Genomic DNA, 17,202 nt, shown 5'->3' with positions numbered 1-17,202 from the left:
GAACATGAAGAGCCCCCTGCTGACCCTGCCCGGTGCCGTCCCCGGTGAAGGCGTGGACGAAGGCGTCGCCGCGCACTACGGCGACCTGTTCCGCGAGCAGCGCTCCCTCGCCGACGGGGCGGGCGTCGTCGACCTCTCGCACCGCGGCGTGCTCACGGTCACCGGCGACGACCGGCTGAGCTGGCTGCACCTGCTGCTGACCCAGCACGTCACCGACCTGCCGCCGGGGCAGGCGACCGAGGCGCTGATCCTCTCCGCCAACGGCCACATCGAGCACGCCCTGTACCTCGTCGACGACGGCACGACGACGTGGGCGCACGTCGAGCCGGGCACGCAGGAGGCGCTCCTCGCGTACCTGGAGTCGATGAAGTTCTTCTACCGGGTCGACGTGGCCGACGTCACCGGCGAGTTCGCCGTCGTGCACCTGCCCGCCGGATCCATCGCGCCGGTGCCGGACGGAGCGGCCGTGCGCGAGACCGCGTACGGGCGGGACCTGTTCCTGCCGCGCGGTGACCTGGAGTCGTACGTGACGGAGCACGGCCCGGCGGTCGGGCTGCTCGCGTACGAGGCGCTGCGCGTCGAGCAGCACCGGCCGCGGCTCGGCTTCGAGACCGACCACCGCACGATCCCGCACGAGCTGGGCTGGATCGGCTCGGCCGTCCACCTGCAGAAGGGCTGCTACCGCGGGCAGGAGACCGTCGCCCGGGTGCAGAACCTGGGCAAGCCGCCGCGGCGGCTCGTCTTCCTGCACCTGGACGGCAGCGAGGTGCACCTGCCCCCGCAGGGCGCCGAGGTGCGGCTCGCGGCGGACGGCCCCGAGGGCCGGAAGATCGGCTTCGTGACGACGTCCGTGCGCCACCACGAGCTCGGCCCGATCGCGCTCGCGCTGGTGAAGCGGAACGTGCCGGTGGACGCCGAGCTGATGGCACAGACCACGGCGGCGGCGCAGGAGGTCGTCGTAGAGCCCTGATTCCTTCCGGGGCTACATCTCCAGCAGCACCGTGAACGGGCCGTCGTTCGTCAGGGACACCCGCATCTGCGCCCCGAACCGGCCCGTGGCCACGGTCGCGCCGAGCGCCCGCAGCTGCGCCACGACCTCGTCGACCAGCGGCTCGGCGACGTCACCGGGCGCCGCCGCGTTCCAGGTGGGGCGGCGGCCCTTGCGCGCGTCGCCGTAGAGCGTGAACTGGCTGATCACGAGCAGCGGCGCGTCGATGTCGCTGCACGACTTCTCGTCGGCGAGCATCCGCACCGACCAGAGTTTGCGGGCCAGTTGGGCCGCCTTCTCCTTCGTGTCCTCGTGCGTGACCCCGACGAGGACGCACAGGCCCTCGCCCTTGATCTCGCCGACCACTTCTTCGTCCACGACGACGCTCGCGCCGTCCACTCTTTGTACTACTGCACGCATACGGCCATCATGCCGTGCTCCCGAACCGCCCATCCGGGGCGGATATGGGGTACTCGCGCACAGAGCGGGCACCGGGAGTGGCACGATGCTCACACGTGGTGCGCCGGTGGCGTGCGGCGTCAGTCCGGTCGAGGGGACGGTTAGCGAACCATGGATGCTCAGGCAGTGAGCCACACACCGAGTACGGGCCTGCCCGGGGAGCCCGTCTCCCCGGCCCACACCGGGCGGGCCGCCCCGATGGCCCGGCCGCCCGTGCAGCGCACCGACAGCCCGGAGCTGCCGGCCGTTCCGGAGCACGATCTGCCGGGCCTGCGCCTGCCCGAGCTGCGCCGAGTGCGCCGTGAGTCCCAGCAGGACGAGGCGGACCTCAGTTACGTGCGCCGGCTGCTGCAGGGCCGCATCGACATCCTGCGGGCCGAGCTGGCCGGCCGCCGCGACCCCGAGTCACCGGTCCTGGACCGGCTCTCGGAGATCCTGCGCGACCAGCCGACCCAGCACCGCTCGTCGGCCCGGCACGTCACGCTCGGCACGCCGCACAGCGAGGAGTTCCGGCGGCTGGCCGCCGAGATGCTCTCCGAGGTCGAGCTGTCCGACCTCGCGGCCCGCACCGACGACGAGCTGCACGCGGCGATGGGCCGGCTCGTCCGCTACGAGCAGCAGGTCTCGCGGCGCCGGCAGCACCTGCAGCGCACCGCGGACGACTGCAGCGCGGAGATCGCGCGCCGCTACCGGGACGGCGAGGCCCAGGTCGACGACCTGCTGGACGGCTGACGGGCCGGGCGGGTGCGGGCGGAGCCGGCCGGTGGGCCACCGCCTGCCCGCCCCCTGCCGCCGGACCGGCGCAGCCACGGCGGAAATCCCCGCGACGCACGGCGCCGGCCCCGCCTAACGTGGCTCCCATGACCACCCGCGCCGCCGAAGACATCGACGTACGCCCCCTCACCGAGGACGAGCTGCCCGCCTGGTGCCGCGCCCTCAACACCGGATTCCTGCGCTCGCCGGCCACGTCCCCGGAGACGGTCGCCAAGCGCCGCGCCCACTTCGACCTCGCCCGCACCCGCGCCGCCTTCGCCCCGGCGGGCGGCGGTGACGGCATCCGGCAGGTCGCCACGTTCCGCTCCTTCGCGCAGCGCCTCAGCGTCCCCGGCGGGGCCACGGTCCCCACCGATGCGGTCACGAACGTCACGGTCAGCCCGACCCACCGCCGTCGTGGCCTGCTCAGCCGCATGATGGCCGCCGACCTCGCCGAGGCCAAGGAGCGCGGCGACGTCGCGGCGACGCTGATCGCCGCCGAGTACCGGATCTACGGGCGGTACGGGTTCGGGCCCGCGACCACCACCACGGAGTGGGAGATCGATGTGCCGCGGGCCGGTCTCGACCCGCGCTGGTCGGGTCCGGACGACGGCGGCCGGATCGACCCGGCCGACGCCGACGAGGTGCGCAAGATCGGGCCCGAGCTGCACGAGCGGCTGTCCGCCCGGGTCGCCGGTGTCGTCTCCCGCGACGACTTCTGGTGGCAGTACGAGACCGGCCTGTGGCCGACGCCGGAGGACACCTGGACCGAGCCGTTCCACGCCGTGTACCGCAACGCGCGCGGTGAGGTGGACGGGCTGGTCGTCTTCAAGGCCGACGGGCACTGGGGCGACGCCAAGATGCCGGGGAACACGGCGACCGTGCTGAAGCTGACGGGCGTCACGCCGGCCGCCGAGCGGGCGCTGTGGCACCACGTCTGCTCGATCGACTGGGTCACCGCGGTCAGGACCGGCGGCCGGGCCCCCGACGACCTGGTCCCGCACCTGCTGCCCGACCCGCGCGCGGCCCGCGTCGTGACGCAGGCCGACTTCCTGTGGGTGCGGATCCTGGATGTCGTACGGGCCCTGGAGGCACGGTCGTACGAGGCGAGCGGGGAGCTCGTCCTGGAGGTGCGGGACCGGGCCGGGCTCGCCGGCGGACGGTTCCGGCTGGTGGCGGCGCCCGACGGAGCGGTCTGTGAGCCGAGCGCCGCGGCTCCCCACCTCACGCTCGACATCGGTGAGCTGGGGGCGCTGTGGCTGGGCGACGCGTCCGCGGTGCGGCTGGCCGCCCTGGGCCGGTTGACGGAGGAGGAGGCGGGCGCCGCCGCGGTGGCCGACGCCCTGTTGCGTACGCCGCGGCGACCGTGGTGCCCCGACGTGTTCTGACGTACGTGGTCGAAGACCGACCGGGCTCCCGGCTCCCCTCCGGAAGGAAGCCCGGTCAGCCGTTCTGGGCCAGCAGCATGACGAGGACGACGGCCCCGATACTGCTGATCATGGTGTTCTTGGCCTTGAGCCCGATGGACAGCACGACGAAGGCGATGATGCCCATCGGGCCGTACTTCCACTGGATGAGCTGCTCGAATCCGATGGCGAGAGCGGCGACGAGGATGGCGAGGACCGGCATGGGGACGTACCTCCTTCGGGTCCGAGTGGTGACCAACTCCCGCGGCATCGCGGTGACGTAGACCAACCTGACTGATCGACGCCAACCCCCGAGATTGTCCGACCATGTCGCTGAAGTTGGTCACCAACTCACTGATACTTATCTCCGCTTCAGTCCGTCTCATAACCACCTTCTTCTCAACTCCCCGAAGATGGCGGGAAGTTGTAGTGTTTGGTTGTGAGTGGGGACTATGCCGCCGTCAATGGACGGTCCCAGCCGCAGCGGACGCAGTGGACGTACCGCGACGTGGCTGATGAGCTGCGCGCCCGGATTCGCAACGGGCTTCTTCGTCCCGGCCAACGGATGCCCACACAGGCTCAGTTGGCGGACGACTTCGGGGTGGAGCGCTCCGCCGTACGTCAGGCGCTGCGCATCCTCCAGTCCGAACATCTGCTGGCCAACGTGTCGAAGGGCAGTCCGGCCACCGTCGCGGAGAACCCGCAGGCCGCGTTCGGCGGTCCCGGCGCGGCCCCGCAGCCGACGATGGTCGCGCTGTCCCAGCGGGTCGGGGCCGCGTTCCGGCAGCAGGACGTGGAGATCGACGCCCTGTGCCTGACGTCGGTCTCGCTGACGCTCGCGCTGGGAGAGCCGTTGCGCCAGATCCACGCGGGCCGTATAAAACCGGCCAAGGTCCGCGTGCGCGTGCTCATGCCCAGCCGGAACATCGAGATCGCCTTCCCCGCGCCCGCCGACGCCGCGGTGGAAGCCGATGGAGTGACGGGCGGCCTGCTGCGGCGCAACTGGCTGGAGCAGCGCAACGCGCAGGGCCAGGTGCTGCGGCACCATCTGCTGGCCCTGCGCGCCACGCACGGCATCGACGTCCAGGTCTCGTTCCGGGCGCTGCCGTTCACGCCGCCGGTCAAGCTGTATCTGCTCAACAACACCCAGGCCTTGCTCGCGTACTACACGCTGACCCGGCGCGGCGAGCAACTCGACCACGAGCGGGTGGACGTCTACGACGCGCAGGGAACCCAGCAGATGCTCTTCGCGTTCGAACAGGGGACGGGACTGCGCGACACGACGTTCGTGGAGCAGTCCCACCTCTGGTTCAACAGCCTCTGGAACACGATCAGTTCGGAGCTGACGCTCAGTTCCTGAAGGCCTGACAGGTGGTTCAGTGGAGCGCGGGGCCGGCCACCATGATCGCGAGCAGGACGGCGCCCACGGAACTGCACGTGGCGTTCCTGGTCTTGACGCCGACGGTCAGCAGGAGCAGACCGGCGATCCCGGCCGGCCCGTAGTGCCACTGGACGAGCTGCTCGAAGGTGATCACGAACACCGCGGAGAGGAGGCTCAGGAAAGGCATGACGTTTCCTCCTTCATCGGCTACGGCATCGGTGGAGCTGGATGAAGCCAGATACTGCTGATCGGCTGGTCCGACCGGCTGCCACCCCTGGCCACCTTGCGCCAAGTTGGCAACCAACTGCATTATGGTTGTCCCCACTTGGTCGCCAGTAATAAACAAGCCATCAACAACTCCCGCCAAATAAACGGAAGTTGTAGCGTTTGGTTGTGACCCAGGAGAGCGTGGCAGACATGGCAGACGCGACACTGAACGGCAGCAGAAAGCTCTCGCCCCAGGAGATCGCTGACGACCTGCGGGAACGGATCAGGTCCGGCCGCCTGAAGGCGGGCGACCGGCTGCCCACCCAGGCCACGCTCGCCGAGGAGTTCGGCGTGGAGCGCGGCACCGTCCGTCAGGCGCTCCAACTCCTGCAGACCGACGGCCTGTTGAGCAATGTCAGCAAGGGCAGCCCGCCGCGCATCGCCACGGCGTCACCCGGCCGCGACGAACCGCAGCCCAGCATGGTCGCGCTGGCCCCCCGCCTGGTGGAGGCCTTCACCTCGCCCAAGGTGCACATCGACGCCGTCTGCATGACCTCCGAGACGCTGATGCTGGCCCTCGGCGAGCCGCTGCGCCTCATCCACGAGGGCCGGATGCGCCCCGAGTCCATCGACGTACGCATCCTGCTGCCCAGCCGCGACATCGACCTGGCCTTCCCGGTGCCGGTCCCGGACCCCGACGCCGCGAGCGGAACCCACGGGAGCGACGACGAGGCGGTCCACCGGCGCTGGCTCGCCACCCGCAACGCCCAGGGCCAGGTCCTGCGGCACAACCTCCGCTCCCTGCGCTCCTCCCACGGCATCGACGTCCAGGTCACCTTCCGCGCCCTGCCGTTCACGCCCCCGGTCAAGCTCTACCTGCTCAACGACGCGGAGGCACTCCTCTCGTACTACATGGTCACGCGCCGCGAGGAGGAGATCGACAGCGGCACCAAGCTGGAGATGTACGCCGCCACGGGCACCCAGGCCCTGCTGTTCTCCTTCGAGAAGCGCGCGGGCCACCGGGACCGCGCGTTCGTGGAGGAGTCGCAGAAGTGGTTCACCGCCCTCTGGGAAACCATCACGTCCGACCTGACACTCTCCTAGTGACTTCAGATGCGACCAAGGAGACTGTTCCGGTGGCCGAAGAGAGCGAACCCCACCGGGAATTGAGCGACGCGGTGGCCGGCCTCGTCCGGGGAGCGCGGTATGTGCTCTTCGACTTCGACGGGCCGATCTGCCGGCTGTTCGCGGGGCGCCCGGCGACGGAGATCGCGCAGGGGCAGGAGGAGTGGCTGGAGGCGCACGGGCTGGGAGAGCTGCTGACGGAGGAGGACCGGTCGGTCCAGGACCCGCACGCCGTCCTCGCCCGGCTGGCGCGGCAGCAGCCGGGCAGCGACCTTGTGCAGGAGATGGAGAAACGTCTCACCGAGCAGGAGCTGGCGGCGGTCCCCACGGCGTGGCCCACACCGTGGGCGGATCCGCTCGTCCGGACCTGGTCCGCCGTGGGCGCCCGGCTGGCCATCACGACCAACAACTCGCCCGAGGCGGTCCGGCGGTACCTCGCCGGCCGTGAGCTCTCCGTGTGCTTCGAGCCGCACATCTACGGTCGGACGCAGGACCTGAACCTCCTCAAGCCCGACCCGTACTGCCTGAACCGGGCCCTGAGCGCCATGGGGGCCGCCCCCGGCCAGGCCCTGATGATCGGCGACGCCTCCTCGGACTGCGCCGCGGCGGCGGCCGCCGGTGTCGCGTTTCTTGGCTACGCGCGCAATGAGGAGAAGGAGAAGCGGTTGCGGAAGGCGGGGGCCGGGCATGTCGTGTACGACCTGGAGCCGATCCTGAAGCTTCTGCGTCAGCACCCCTGACCTGCTCGTTCCCGCGTCGGCCGGAAAGCCCGGAGGAGTTGGCTGCCAACCGACGTAGAGTTGAGGGAACTTGGCACGGCGCAAGGGGAGGAGGTCGTGATGAACGACAAGACCGGACCCGCTCCCAGAACCACCTCCGAAGAGATCGCCGACATCCTGCGCCGCCGGATCCGCTCCGGTGAGCTCAAGGCGGGGGACCGGCTGCCCACGCAGGCCGCGCTCGCCGAGGAGTTCGGCGTGGAGCGCGGCGTGGTGCGTCAGGCGCTGCAGCGGCTGCAGGCGGACGGCCTGCTGTCGAACGTGACCAAGGGAAGTCCGCCGCTGGTGGCGGCGGGCACCATCCCCTCGACCCACACCGCGCAGTCGGCGCGCAGCATTCTGGGGCCCCGTCTCGTGCGGGCCTTCGGCGCGAAGGACGTCCGCCTGGACGTGGTGAGCCTGACCGCGGAGACGCTGGTGCTCTGTCTGGGGCAGCCGCTGCGCGAGATCTACGAGCAGGCCGTCGTGCCGCGGTCGGTGCGGGTGCGCGTGATGCTGCCCCGCGCCGACGAGCGCCTCGACTACCCGGCCCCGGAGAAGGGCTGGGGCCACGACGCCGAACTCGACGCGGTCATCGACCAGCGCAACCGACTGCAGGGCCGTTCCCACCGCACCATCCTCCAAGGGGTGCTCAAGAAGCTGCGCAAGGACGCCGGTGTCGACGTGAGCGTGGAGTTCCGGACGCTGCGCGGAACGCCGACGCGCAAGGTGTACCTGCTGAACCGGCAGGAACTCCTGATGGGGCACTACGTCCCCGGCCGGTACCTGCGGGACGTCGAAGTGGGCGACTTCAGGGAGACGCTGTGGCTGCGCGACGTGGAGGGCGCGGAGACCGAGATGTTCGCCTTCGAGTCGGCCAGGGGCGGCCAGGGGCAGGCTCTGGTGGACGCCGAACAGCTGATGTTCGACCGGGTCTGGGAGTACGTGGCCCGGCCGCTGGACTGAACCGGTGCCGGAACGGGCGGGATGCGGCATCGCGTCAGGCAGGAAGCGAAGGCGTCAGGCGGCAAGAAACGATGCCGTCCAGATAGTGACACGCTGTGAGATCGAGCGCCTCAGACGCTACTCTGTGCGCTCATGTCGTCACCCCTGCACCGCAGAGCGCTCCAGGCGCTGATCCGCAGGCTCGCAGAGGCACGGCGTCGCGCCGAGGGCGGCGAGGTGGTGACGGGCCATCACAACATCAATGTGATCGTGCCGTTGGGATTTCCGCTGGCCGTACTGCTCGGCGTGGGGCTCTGGGCGTTCGGGGTGCGGGGCAAGTTCCGCACCCCGGTGAAGACCGTGGAAGTGGTGCCGCGGCTGTGGCGCCGCGAATCGGACGTGCTGCGCGCGGTGACCGGCTGGGTTCCCCAGGTCCCGCGGTGCCTGGCCGACTTCGGAGAATGGTCCCTGCACTCGTACGTGGTGGGAGAGCCGCTCTCGGCCGTCCGGCCCGACGGCCCCGTGGGCGAGGAGCGGCTGAAGGCTCTCGCGGGCTTCTTCGCGCGGCTGGCGTCCGTACCGGTCGAGGCGCTGCCGGAGCTGCCCGAGAGCTTCTGGCCCGAGCGGGGCAGCAGCCGCCAGTTCCTGGGCTGGCTGGCCAAGTTCGCCGACGACAAGGTGCACCGGGTCAACGAGGAGCGCTTCGGGGATCTCTTCCGCGCCGTCGGGGTGCCGGACGACGCGATCGAGTCGTTCATGGAACGTCTGACGGACGGTCTGACGGACCGCCCTTTCGCCTTGCTGCACACCGACATCCACCGGGGCAACGTGCTCGTCGCGCCGGCCCCCGACGGGCTGGAGCGGCTGTGCGTCATCGACTGGGAACTCGCCTCGTACGGCGATCCGTTGCACGACCTGGCGACCCATCTGGTGCGGATGGACTACGACGACGCCGAGCGCCGCGCCATGATCGATTTCTGGGCCGGGGCCATGCGCGACGCCGGGCTCGAGAAGATGACGCGCGGCATGGAGACCGACCTCTCCCACTATCTGGACTTCGAGTACGTGCAGTCGGTGTTCCCGGACGTGATGCGGGCGGCCCTCGCGCTGGGGGAGACGCCGACGGAGTCCGACTTCGCCGCGGCCGGGCGCCGGGTGTGCCGCGCGATGGAGCGGGCCTGGAAGCCGCTGAGCCTGGAGGGCGAGGGCCCGGACCCGGCGGCGGCCGTCGAGGCGCTGCGCCGCTGGCACGAAAACCGGCCCACTCGCGCAACGGATGAGCCGTGAGAGGGGTTCACCGTTGCGGCGGCCCGGTGCGCCGTTGATGCTGAGCTCTCATGCGGGTCTTCTCGAACGGCAGCACGAGTGCGGCCTGGCGGTCGGCGGTGGAACTCTGCGGTGACGCCTCGGCGGTCGAGGGTCCGCTGACGGGCTCGCACCACGAGACCTATGTCTTTCCGCTGGGCACGGGCCAGGGGGCCCGGCCGGTCCGCTGGAAGAGCCGGGCGGCCCGCGGGGGTCTCGTCCGGTTCGACCGCCGGTGCTTCGCCTCGGAGGCGGACGTCGTGCGTGCGGTGAGCCCGCGCGTGCCCCGGGTCCCGGAGTTCATCGAGGTCGGCGGCGCGGGACTGCAGCGCTTCATCGAGGGGGAGACCCTGGCCCGGCTGCGTCCGGCGGGGGAGCCCGTGCCCGGGCGCCTGGTGGAGCAGATCGTCGACGTGTTCCGGGAACTGGTCGCGATCCACGACCGCGCCGTGCGCATCGAGCGCGGCCACACTCCGGTCGGCCGGGGGGCCGAGGAGGACACGGCGGCCTGTCTGGACGGCCTCATCACTTTCGTGGAGGAGAGCGTCTACGCGGCCCACACCGACGAGTTCGGCGGGCTGTTCCGTGCCCTCGGTGTCGACGAGGACGCCTTCCGCCGGCTGCGGCGCTTCGTGGCGGGGCTGTGCGAGCGGCCGTTCTGCCTGGTGCACGGGGACCTGCACCGGGAGAACCTGATCGTCGACTCAGGGGGCGAACTCTGGGTCATCGACTGGGAGTTGGCCATGTTCGGCGATCCGTTGTACGACCTGGCCACCCATCTGCACCTGATGCGGTACCCGGTGCCGCAGGAGCGCGAGGTGACCCGGCTGTGGTGCGAGGCCGTGGAGGCGGTCAGGCCGGGCACCTCGGCCGGCTGGCGCCGCGACCTGCCGCTGCTGCTCGGCTTCAAGCGCGCGCAGTCGGTGTTCACCGACGTGATCCGGTGCGGATTCGCGCTGCGGGCGGACGGTGTGCCCGACGCGGCCGGGCTGTGGCGTACGGCGGCCGGGCTGCACGGGGTGCTGGCGCGCGGCGCCGTACCGCTGGCCCTTGAGGGCGTGCCGTCCGTGCGGGCCGTCCGCGCCGCGCTCACGGACTGGTACCGCGGCTACCCTGCACAACCATGACCACCCCCGCCTCCACCCCCGGCCTCCGCGAACGCAAGAAGCAGCGCACCCGGCAGACCCTCTCCGAGACCGCCATCCGGCTCTTTCTGGAGAAGGGGTACGACAAGGTGTCCGTCGCGGAGGTCGCCGCCGCGGCGGAGGTGTCCAAGCCGACCCTGTTCCGGTACTTCCCGGCCAAGGAGGACCTCGTCCTGGACCGGTTCGCCGACCACGAGGACGAGGCGGCCCGGGTCGTGGCGGGGCGGGCGGACGGGGAGCCGGCGCTCGGGGCGCTGCGGCGGCACTTCCTGGCGGGGCTGGAGCGGCGGGACCCGGTGACCGGGCTGTGCGACCACCCGGCGGTGCTCGCGTACCAGCGGCTGCTGTACGGCACGCCCTCGCTGGTGGCACGGCTGTACGGGTACCAGGAGCGGTCGGAGCGGGCGCTGGCCGACGCGCTGGGCGGGCCGGCGGGCGAGGCGCGGCTCGCGGCCGGGCAGATCGTGGCGGTGCAGCGGATCCTGGCGCAGGAGAACGGGCGGCGGATCGCGGCCGGTGAGTCCGCCGACGAGGTCGAGGCGGACGCGGTGCGCGCCGCCGGGCTGGGGTTCCGGCAGCTGGAGGAGGGGATCGGGGCGCGGTACGCGTAGCGCGGGCGGGGACACTGAGATTTTTACTCAGTAAGAAATGTTACTCGGTTGCGTTATCTTGGGTGGATGACCTCCGCCGAGCCCGCGCCCGCCCCTGCCCTCGACGCCGAACGCCGCTTCCACGACACCTGCCGCGCCGCCCTCGCCGCCATGGTCGAGGGCGCCGACGAGCAGGTCGTGATCGGTGAGAACGCCTCCGCCTCCGGTGCCGACGCCGAGGTCCTCGGGTACCAGCTGCGCAGTCACGCCAAGGGGCTCCGGGAACTGCCGCAGGCGCCCCTCTTCTTCGGCCGGCTCGACTTCGGGGCCTTCGGCGAGCACGCCGGGCAGAGCTATCACGTGGGGCGGCTGCGCATCACGGAGCACCCGGCCGCACCGCCCCTCGTGGTCGACTGGCGGGCACCGGTCTCGCGGGCGTTCTACCAGGCCGGCGCCAAGGATCCACAGGGTGTGGACGTACGGCGGCGGTTCGGATGGGCGCCGGGGAGCCTCGGCGAGTCCGCGGATCTGACCAGCCTGGAGGACGAGCGGCTGGCCGCCGGGGAGGACGGCGCCGGCAGCCGGATCCTCGCCGGGGAGATCGAGCGGCCCCGGGTCGGGCCGATGCGCGACATCGCCGCCACCATCCAGCCCGAGCAGGACGACCTGGTGCGCGCGGGGCTCGCCACCTCCCTGTGCGTGCAGGGCGCGCCCGGCACCGGGAAGACCGCGGTGGGCCTGCACCGGGCCGCGTACCTGCTCTATACGTTCCCGCAGCGCATCCAGCGGGGCGGCCTGCTGGTCCTCGGACCCAACCGGACCTTCCTCTCCTACATCTCCGCCGTGCTGCCCGCGCTCGGCGAGACCGGGGTGCGCCGGTCGACCGTCGAGGAACTCGTCGCGCACGGCGAGGTGCGGGGCCACGACGAGGAGGCCGCGGCCGTCGTCAAGCACGACGTCCGGATGGCCCGGGTGGTGCGGCGCGCGCTGTACGCGCGGGTCTCGGCGGACGGGGTCACCGACGCCCTCGCCGTGCCGGACGGCTCGTACCGGTGGCGGGTGCCGCTCGGCGAGCTGCGCCGGATCGTGGAGACCGTACGCGACGAGGACCCGCCCTACGCCGTCGGGCGCGAGCGCGTGCGCAGCCGGGCCGTGCGGTACGTCCAGGAGCGGGCCGAGCGGCGGGGCGTGACGGCGACCAGGCTCTGGCTGCAGAGGATCGGGCGGTCACGGGCGATGAGCGCGTACGTGGACGGCGTCTGGCCCCGGGTGCGGCCGGAGGAAGTGCTGTGCCGACTGCTGTCCGACAGCGCGGAGTTGGCGCGGGCCGCCGACGGGGTGCTGGATGCCGACGAGCGGCGGGCCGTGCTCTGGGCCCGGCCCCCGCGCTCGTACAAGTCCGCGAAGTGGTCCGCCGCCGACCTCGTGCTGCTCGACGAGATCGCCGGGCTGCTCGACCACCCCGAGGGGTACGGGCACATCGTCGTCGACGAGGCGCAGGACCTGTCGCCGATGCAGGCGCGGGCCGTCGCGCGGCGGGCGGCCTTCGGTTCGCTGACCGTGCTCGGTGACCTGGCGCAGGGCACCACGCCGTGGGCGGCCCGCAGTTGGGGTGAACTGCTCGGGCACCTGGGGAAGCCGGAGACGCCGGTGGTGCCGCTGACGACCGGGTTCCGGGTGCCGGCCGCCGTCGTCGCGCTGGCCAACCAGGTGCTGGAGCGGATCGACGTGGACGTCCCCGCCGCTCGTTCCCTGCGCGGGGACGGGGAGTTGAGGGTGGAGCGGGTCGACGACGCGGTGCGGGGTGCGGTCGCGGCCGTGCGGCGGGCCCTCGCGCACGAGGGGTCGGTGGGGGTGATCGCCGCCGAGCCGGACGTGCCGCGGCTGCGCGAGGCGCTGGCTGCCGAGGGTGTCGAGGCGGCCGGTCCGGAGGAGCTCGGGGCCCGGGTCGCCGTGCTCGCCGCGACCGTCGCGAAGGGGCTGGAGTACGACCACGTGGTCGCCGTCGAGCCGGCCGCCATCACGGAGGCCGAGGCGCGCGGCATGGAGCGGCTGTACGTCGTCCTGACCCGGGCCGTGTCCCGGCTGGACGTGGTGCACAGCCGGCCGCTGCCGTTCGGGCCGGGCGCATCGAGCACCCGCGGCGGTTGAGCGGCGGGACCCCGTCGCCCTGGCCGGAGCCGTCGGTGCGCTAGCTCCGCTGCCGGGGCCGCCGCGCCGGGGCCGGACTCGGAGCCGGCGTGCTCAGGTGGCCGTCCGCCAGGTGATGCATCAGGCGCAGGAACGTCTCCCGGTCGCCCGGCGGGAACGCCGCCAGCGCCTCCTCGTGGACGCGGTCCACGATCTCCTGGCTGCGCGCCGCCGTCCGCGCGCCCTCCTGCGTCACCGCGATGATCCGCGCCCGCCGGTCCGTGCTGGACGGGCGGCGCTCGGCGAGGCCCGCTTTCTCCAGGGCGTCGACGGTCACCACCATCGTCGTCTTGTCCATGTCGCCGATCTCGGCCAGCTGGTTCTGGGTGCGCTCCTCCTCCAGCGCGTGCACGAGCACGCAGTGCATCCGCGCCGTCAGACCGATCTCGGCGAGCGCCGCGGCCATCCGGGTGCGCAGCACATGGCTGGTGTGGTCCAGGAGGTAGGAGAGGTCCGGCCTGGTCCGGGTCGGCGCGGGCGTCATGGCGGTCATGGCGTCCAGGGTAGTCCACAGCTGATCCCGAGATAGATAGTCTGCAACGGAACTATCTGTTACGGTCGTGCTGTCGTCGCCGCCCGGTGGGGGTGGTGGCCCGACTCGGGAGGACCGCTGCCGTGTCCGCCGTATCCGACGCCTCTGCCGTACCCGTCGCTCCCCGGAGCCGCTCGCGCTGGCTCGCCCTCGGTGTCATCGCCACCGGGGCCCTGATGATCATCCTCGACGGATCGATCGTCACCGTCGCCCTGCCGGCCATCCAGGACGATCTCGACTTCAGCCCCACACAGCTGAGTTGGGTGGTGAACGCCTACCTCATCGCCTTCGGCAGCCTGCTGCTGCTCGCCGGGCGGCTCGGCGACCTCCTCGGCCGCAAGCGGATGTTCCTTGCGGGCACCGCCGTGTTCACCGCCGCCTCCCTCCTCGCGGGGCTCGCCACCAGCTCCGGCGTGCTCCTCGCCGCCCGTTTCCTGCAGGGCGTCGGCAGCGCGATGGCCGCCGCGGTCGGCCTCGGCATCCTCGTCACCCTCTTCACCGACCCGCACGAACGGGCCCGTGCCATAGGGGTGTTCAGCTTCACCGGGGCCGCCGGGGCCTCGATCGGGCAGGTGCTCGGCGGCGTCCTGACCGATGTCCTCGACTGGCACTGGATCTTCTTCATCAACCTGCCCGTCGGCGCCGCCGTCCTCGCCCTCGCCGTGCCCGCGCTCCCCGCCGACCGAGGACTCGGACTGCGCGCCGGGGCCGACGCGTGGGGCGCGCTGCTGATCACCGGCGGGCTGATGCTCGGGATCTACGGCGTCGTCCAGATCGAGGAGTACGGGGTGGGCTCGGGCCGGACCGTCGGGCTGATCGGCGGCTCGTTCGTCCTGGTCGCCGCGTTCGTCGTGCGGCAGGCCCGGGCGCGTACCCCGCTCATGCCGCTGCGCGTCCTGCGCTCGCGCACCGTCGTCGCCGCCAACGTCACGCAGGTCCTCACGCTCGCCGCGATGTTCGCCTTTCAGGTGCTCGCCGCGCTCTACATGCAGCAGGTGCTCGGGTACGGGGCACTGGGGACCGGCCTCGCCATGCTGCCCGCCGCCGTCATGATCGGGGCGGTCTCGCTCGGCGTCTCGGCGCGGCTCGCGGCCCGGTTCGGGGAGCGGCGGGTGCTCCTCGCCGGGCTCGTGCTGCTCGCGGGCGCCCTCGGGTATCTCGCCCGGGTGCCCGTGCAGGGGGCGTACGTCCCCGATCTGCTGCCCGTGATGCTGCTGGTCTCCGGCGGCGGGCTCGTCCTGCCGATGCTCGCCGGGCTCGGCATGTCCGCCGCGGACGAGGAGGACGCCGGGCTCGCCTCCGGCCTGTTCAACACCACCCAGCAGATCGGCATGGCCCTCGGCGTCGCCGCCCTGTCCACGCTCGCCGCGACCCGCACCGACTCCCTGATCGCGGACGGCGCTGCACGGGCGGCGGCACTCACCGGCGGCTACCGCCTCGCGTTCGCCGTCGGGGCCGGGCTGATCGCGGCGGCGTTCGTGGTCGCGCTGCTGATGCTTCGGCGCCCCGTGCCGGGGACACCCGGACCCGCCTCGACGGCCGCCGCCCCGGCGGCAGCGGCCTGACCGGCCGGCCCCGCCCCTTCGCCCTTCCCCGCGTACGAACAGAAGGAGAACCTCCATGTCCGGCCCCGCCCCTCGTCCCCTCACCGAGCCCGAGCTCCGGCAGATCCTCCAGGAAGGGCGCTTCGGCACCCTCGCCAGCGTCCGCGGCACGGGCCACCCGCACCTGTCCACGGTCCTGTACGACTGGAGCCCGGACGAGAACCTGCTGCGCGTCTCCACGACCGAGGGGCGCCTCAAACCCCGCCACTTCCGCGCCGATCCGCATGCCGCGCTGCACGTCCGTCGGGACGACTTCGCCTTCGCCGTCGCCGAGGGGGACGCCGAGGTCACCGGGCCGAGCGAGCGCCCCGGGGACGCGGTCGGACGCGAACTCCTCTCCGTGGCACGGAACTTCGTCGACGCCGACGGCGAGGAGGCGTTCCTGGCGGAGATGGTCGCCGAGCGCCGCGTCGTCATCCGGATCAGGGTGACGCGGCTGTACGGCACGGCGCTCGACGTGGCGTAGCGGGGGCGCCTGCGCCGACGCGTCCCTCGACGGCGACGTGGTCGCCGACCGCCGGGAGGTAGGGGCCCGGCGGCTCGGCGCGCCCGCGGCGCACGACGTCACGGTCCTCGCGGAGGGGGAGAGGATCCGTGCGCACGAGGCGGTGGCGGCCGGCAGCGGCGGGTTCTCGGCCGGCCCTGATCCGGGAACGACTGCGTGCCTGCGCGAGTGTTAGCGTCGGCCCGTGGCGGAGCATCACGGTGAGACCAGGGCGGCCTACGACGGGGTCGTCGACCTGTACGCGTCGATGTTCGCCGACCGGCTGGAGACGCAGCCTTTCGCGCGGGCCATGATCGGCACCTTCGCCGAGCTGGTGCGCGCGACGGGGAATCCGCGGGCGGCCGACGTCGGCTGCGGGCCCGGACATCTGACGGCCATGCTGCACGAACTGGGTCTCGACGCCGTCGGGTTCGACCTCTCGCCCGGCATGGTCGAGCACGCCGGGCGGGCGCATCCGGCGCTGAAGTTCGACGAGGCGCGCATGGAGGCGCTGCCGGTCGAGGACCACGCCCTCGGCGGTGTGCTGGCCCACTACTCGATGATCCACACCCCGCCCGAAGGACTGCCCGCGCTGCTCGCCGAGCAGGTCCGCGTCCTGGCGCCGGGAGGCCTGCTCCTGGTCTCGTTCTTCGGGACCGAGGGGCCCGAGCCGGTCCGCTTCGACCACAAGGTGGCGCCTGCCTACAGCTGGCCCGTGGACCGCCTCGCCGAACTGCTGACCGCGGCCGGGCTGGACCCGTTCGCCCGGCTGCTCCACGATCCGGCCTCCGAACGGGGCTTCCTCGACGCCCATGTGCTGGCCCGCTTGCGTTAGCGGCGAGCCCGGCGGTGGCATGGAACACTTTTGCAAGCAGTCGCTTGCAATAGTTAGCGCCGGTGCGGCAGTATCGGGGCATGGCATCGCTCAACGTCGGAAGTCTCGGCGAGTACCTGCGCGAGCAGCGTCGCAACGCGCAGCTGTCGCTCCGTCAGCTCGCCGATGCCGCCGGGGTGTCCAACCCGTACCTCAGCCAGATCGAGCGCGGGCTGCGCAAGCCGAGCGCGGAGGTGCTGCAGCAGGTCGCCAAGGCGCTGCGGATCTCTGCGGAGACGCTGTACGTGCGCGCCGGCATCCTCGACGCGGAGCGGGAGCGGGACGAGGTGGAGACACGTGCGGTGATCCTCGCCGACCCCTCCCTCAACGAGCGCCAGAAGCAAGTCCTGTTGCAGATCTACGAGTCCTTCAGGAACGAGAACGGGACCGGCGACAGCGGCAGCGCCGGAGGCGATGCCGAGCCCTCGAGCAAGCAGTAGATGTGATCCGGGAGGA

At 72.1% G+C, this 17,202-nt stretch carries 19 protein-coding genes; 15 read left to right on the top strand and 4 right to left on the bottom strand.

Going from position 1 to position 17,202, the window contains the following annotated elements:
• The first annotated feature begins 4 nt into the window (after window positions 1-4).
• Window positions 5-970: a CAF17-like 4Fe-4S cluster assembly/insertion protein YgfZ gene (gene ygfZ, locus ACVHNB_RS39050; protein ID WP_428953845.1), complete on the top strand. Its 966-nt coding sequence runs from the start codon at window positions 5-7 to the stop codon at window positions 968-970.
• Window positions 971-982: 12 nt separating this feature from the next.
• Here ygfZ and dtd read toward each other — a convergent pair whose 3' ends face one another.
• On the bottom strand, window positions 983-1,408 hold the full coding sequence (gene dtd, locus ACVHNB_RS39045; protein ID WP_456226989.1) for a D-aminoacyl-tRNA deacylase: 426 nt from the start codon (window positions 1,406-1,408) through the stop codon (window positions 983-985).
• Between the two features lie 237 nt (window positions 1,409-1,645).
• On the opposite strand from dtd, the gene ACVHNB_RS39040 reads away from it, so the two are divergent.
• Both ACVHNB_RS39040 and ACVHNB_RS39035 read left to right on the top strand, forming a co-directional pair.
• Window positions 1,646-2,179 (top strand): RsiG family protein, encoded by a 534-nt coding sequence (locus tag ACVHNB_RS39040; RefSeq protein WP_456229000.1) that lies wholly within the window; start codon window positions 1,646-1,648, stop codon window positions 2,177-2,179.
• A 128-nt stretch (window positions 2,180-2,307) separates the two neighbouring features.
• Window positions 2,308-3,588 (top strand): GNAT family N-acetyltransferase, encoded by a 1,281-nt coding sequence (locus tag ACVHNB_RS39035; RefSeq protein ID WP_456226988.1) that lies wholly within the window; start codon window positions 2,308-2,310, stop codon window positions 3,586-3,588.
• Window positions 3,589-3,643: 55 nt separating this feature from the next.
• Here the strand turns inward: ACVHNB_RS39035 and ACVHNB_RS39030 are convergent, their stop codons facing one another.
• Window positions 3,644-3,829 carry a hypothetical protein gene (locus tag ACVHNB_RS39030; RefSeq protein ID WP_428953849.1) on the bottom strand — a complete coding sequence of 62 codons (186 nt, stop codon included), beginning with the start codon at window positions 3,827-3,829 and terminating at the stop codon, window positions 3,644-3,646.
• A 210-nt stretch (window positions 3,830-4,039) separates the two neighbouring features.
• Between ACVHNB_RS39030 and ACVHNB_RS39025 the strand changes: the two genes are divergently transcribed.
• The gene (locus tag ACVHNB_RS39025) at window positions 4,040-4,966 is read left to right on the top strand and encodes a winged helix-turn-helix domain-containing protein (RefSeq protein ID WP_428953850.1); all 927 of its coding nucleotides are present in this window, start codon (window positions 4,040-4,042) and stop codon (window positions 4,964-4,966) included.
• 16 nt (window positions 4,967-4,982) lie between these two features.
• On the opposite strand, the gene ACVHNB_RS39020 is transcribed toward ACVHNB_RS39025, so the two are convergent.
• Complete coding sequence (locus ACVHNB_RS39020) at window positions 4,983-5,174, bottom strand: hypothetical protein (protein WP_428953851.1); 192 nt, start codon at window positions 5,172-5,174, stop codon at window positions 4,983-4,985.
• A gap of 230 nt (window positions 5,175-5,404) precedes the next feature.
• Here ACVHNB_RS39020 and ACVHNB_RS39015 point away from each other — a divergent pair, with 230 nt between their 5' ends.
• From ACVHNB_RS39015 to ACVHNB_RS38985, 7 genes are all read left to right on the top strand, one after another.
• Entirely contained in the window at window positions 5,405-6,298 is an 894-nt protein-coding gene (locus ACVHNB_RS39015) for a winged helix-turn-helix domain-containing protein (RefSeq protein WP_428953852.1), read from the top strand.
• Window positions 6,247-7,059: an HAD family hydrolase gene (locus ACVHNB_RS39010; RefSeq protein WP_428953853.1), complete on the top strand. Its 813-nt coding sequence runs from the start codon at window positions 6,247-6,249 to the stop codon at window positions 7,057-7,059. The genes ACVHNB_RS39015 and ACVHNB_RS39010 overlap by 52 nt, the downstream gene beginning before the upstream one ends.
• A 99-nt stretch (window positions 7,060-7,158) precedes the next feature.
• Window positions 7,159-8,043 (top strand): winged helix-turn-helix domain-containing protein, encoded by an 885-nt coding sequence (locus ACVHNB_RS39005; RefSeq protein WP_428953854.1) that lies wholly within the window; start codon window positions 7,159-7,161, stop codon window positions 8,041-8,043.
• A gap of 132 nt (window positions 8,044-8,175) precedes the next feature.
• On the top strand, window positions 8,176-9,309 hold the full coding sequence (locus tag ACVHNB_RS39000; RefSeq protein ID WP_428953855.1) for a phosphotransferase: 1,134 nt from the start codon (window positions 8,176-8,178) through the stop codon (window positions 9,307-9,309).
• A 50-nt stretch (window positions 9,310-9,359) separates the two neighbouring features.
• Window positions 9,360-10,454 carry a phosphotransferase gene (locus ACVHNB_RS38995; RefSeq protein WP_428953856.1) on the top strand — a complete coding sequence of 365 codons (1,095 nt, stop codon included), beginning with the start codon at window positions 9,360-9,362 and terminating at the stop codon, window positions 10,452-10,454.
• A complete protein-coding gene (locus ACVHNB_RS38990) occupies window positions 10,451-11,083 on the top strand; it encodes a TetR/AcrR family transcriptional regulator (protein ID WP_428953857.1) in 633 nt (210 codons plus the stop codon). Before ACVHNB_RS38995 ends, ACVHNB_RS38990 begins: the two co-directional genes overlap by 4 nt.
• A 66-nt stretch (window positions 11,084-11,149) precedes the next feature.
• The gene (locus ACVHNB_RS38985; protein WP_456226987.1) at window positions 11,150-13,213 is read left to right on the top strand and encodes a HelD family protein; all 2,064 of its coding nucleotides are present in this window, start codon (window positions 11,150-11,152) and stop codon (window positions 13,211-13,213) included.
• Between the two features lie 40 nt (window positions 13,214-13,253).
• Here ACVHNB_RS38985 and ACVHNB_RS38980 read toward each other — a convergent pair whose 3' ends face one another.
• On the bottom strand, window positions 13,254-13,745 hold the full coding sequence (locus ACVHNB_RS38980) for a MarR family winged helix-turn-helix transcriptional regulator (protein ID WP_456226986.1): 492 nt from the start codon (window positions 13,743-13,745) through the stop codon (window positions 13,254-13,256).
• Window positions 13,746-13,867: 122 nt separating this feature from the next.
• On the opposite strand from ACVHNB_RS38980, the gene ACVHNB_RS38975 reads away from it, so the two are divergent.
• From ACVHNB_RS38975 to ACVHNB_RS38960, 4 genes are all read left to right on the top strand, one after another.
• Complete coding sequence (locus ACVHNB_RS38975) at window positions 13,868-15,349, top strand: MFS transporter (protein ID WP_456226985.1); 1,482 nt, start codon at window positions 13,868-13,870, stop codon at window positions 15,347-15,349.
• Between the two features lie 55 nt (window positions 15,350-15,404).
• Entirely contained in the window at window positions 15,405-15,854 is a 450-nt protein-coding gene (locus ACVHNB_RS38970) for a TIGR03618 family F420-dependent PPOX class oxidoreductase (RefSeq protein WP_428953861.1), read from the top strand.
• Window positions 15,855-16,077: 223 nt separating this feature from the next.
• The gene (locus ACVHNB_RS38965; protein WP_428953862.1) at window positions 16,078-16,707 is read left to right on the top strand and encodes a class I SAM-dependent methyltransferase; all 630 of its coding nucleotides are present in this window, start codon (window positions 16,078-16,080) and stop codon (window positions 16,705-16,707) included.
• Between the two features lie 80 nt (window positions 16,708-16,787).
• Entirely contained in the window at window positions 16,788-17,186 is a 399-nt protein-coding gene (locus ACVHNB_RS38960; RefSeq protein ID WP_428953863.1) for a helix-turn-helix domain-containing protein, read from the top strand.
• The last annotated feature ends 16 nt before the right edge of the window (window positions 17,187-17,202 follow it).

The organism is Streptomyces sp. YJ-C3 (assembly GCF_053891275.1).
Note: the sequence above shows the minus strand (reverse complement) of the source record. Positions and strands in the feature narration are given on the sequence as shown.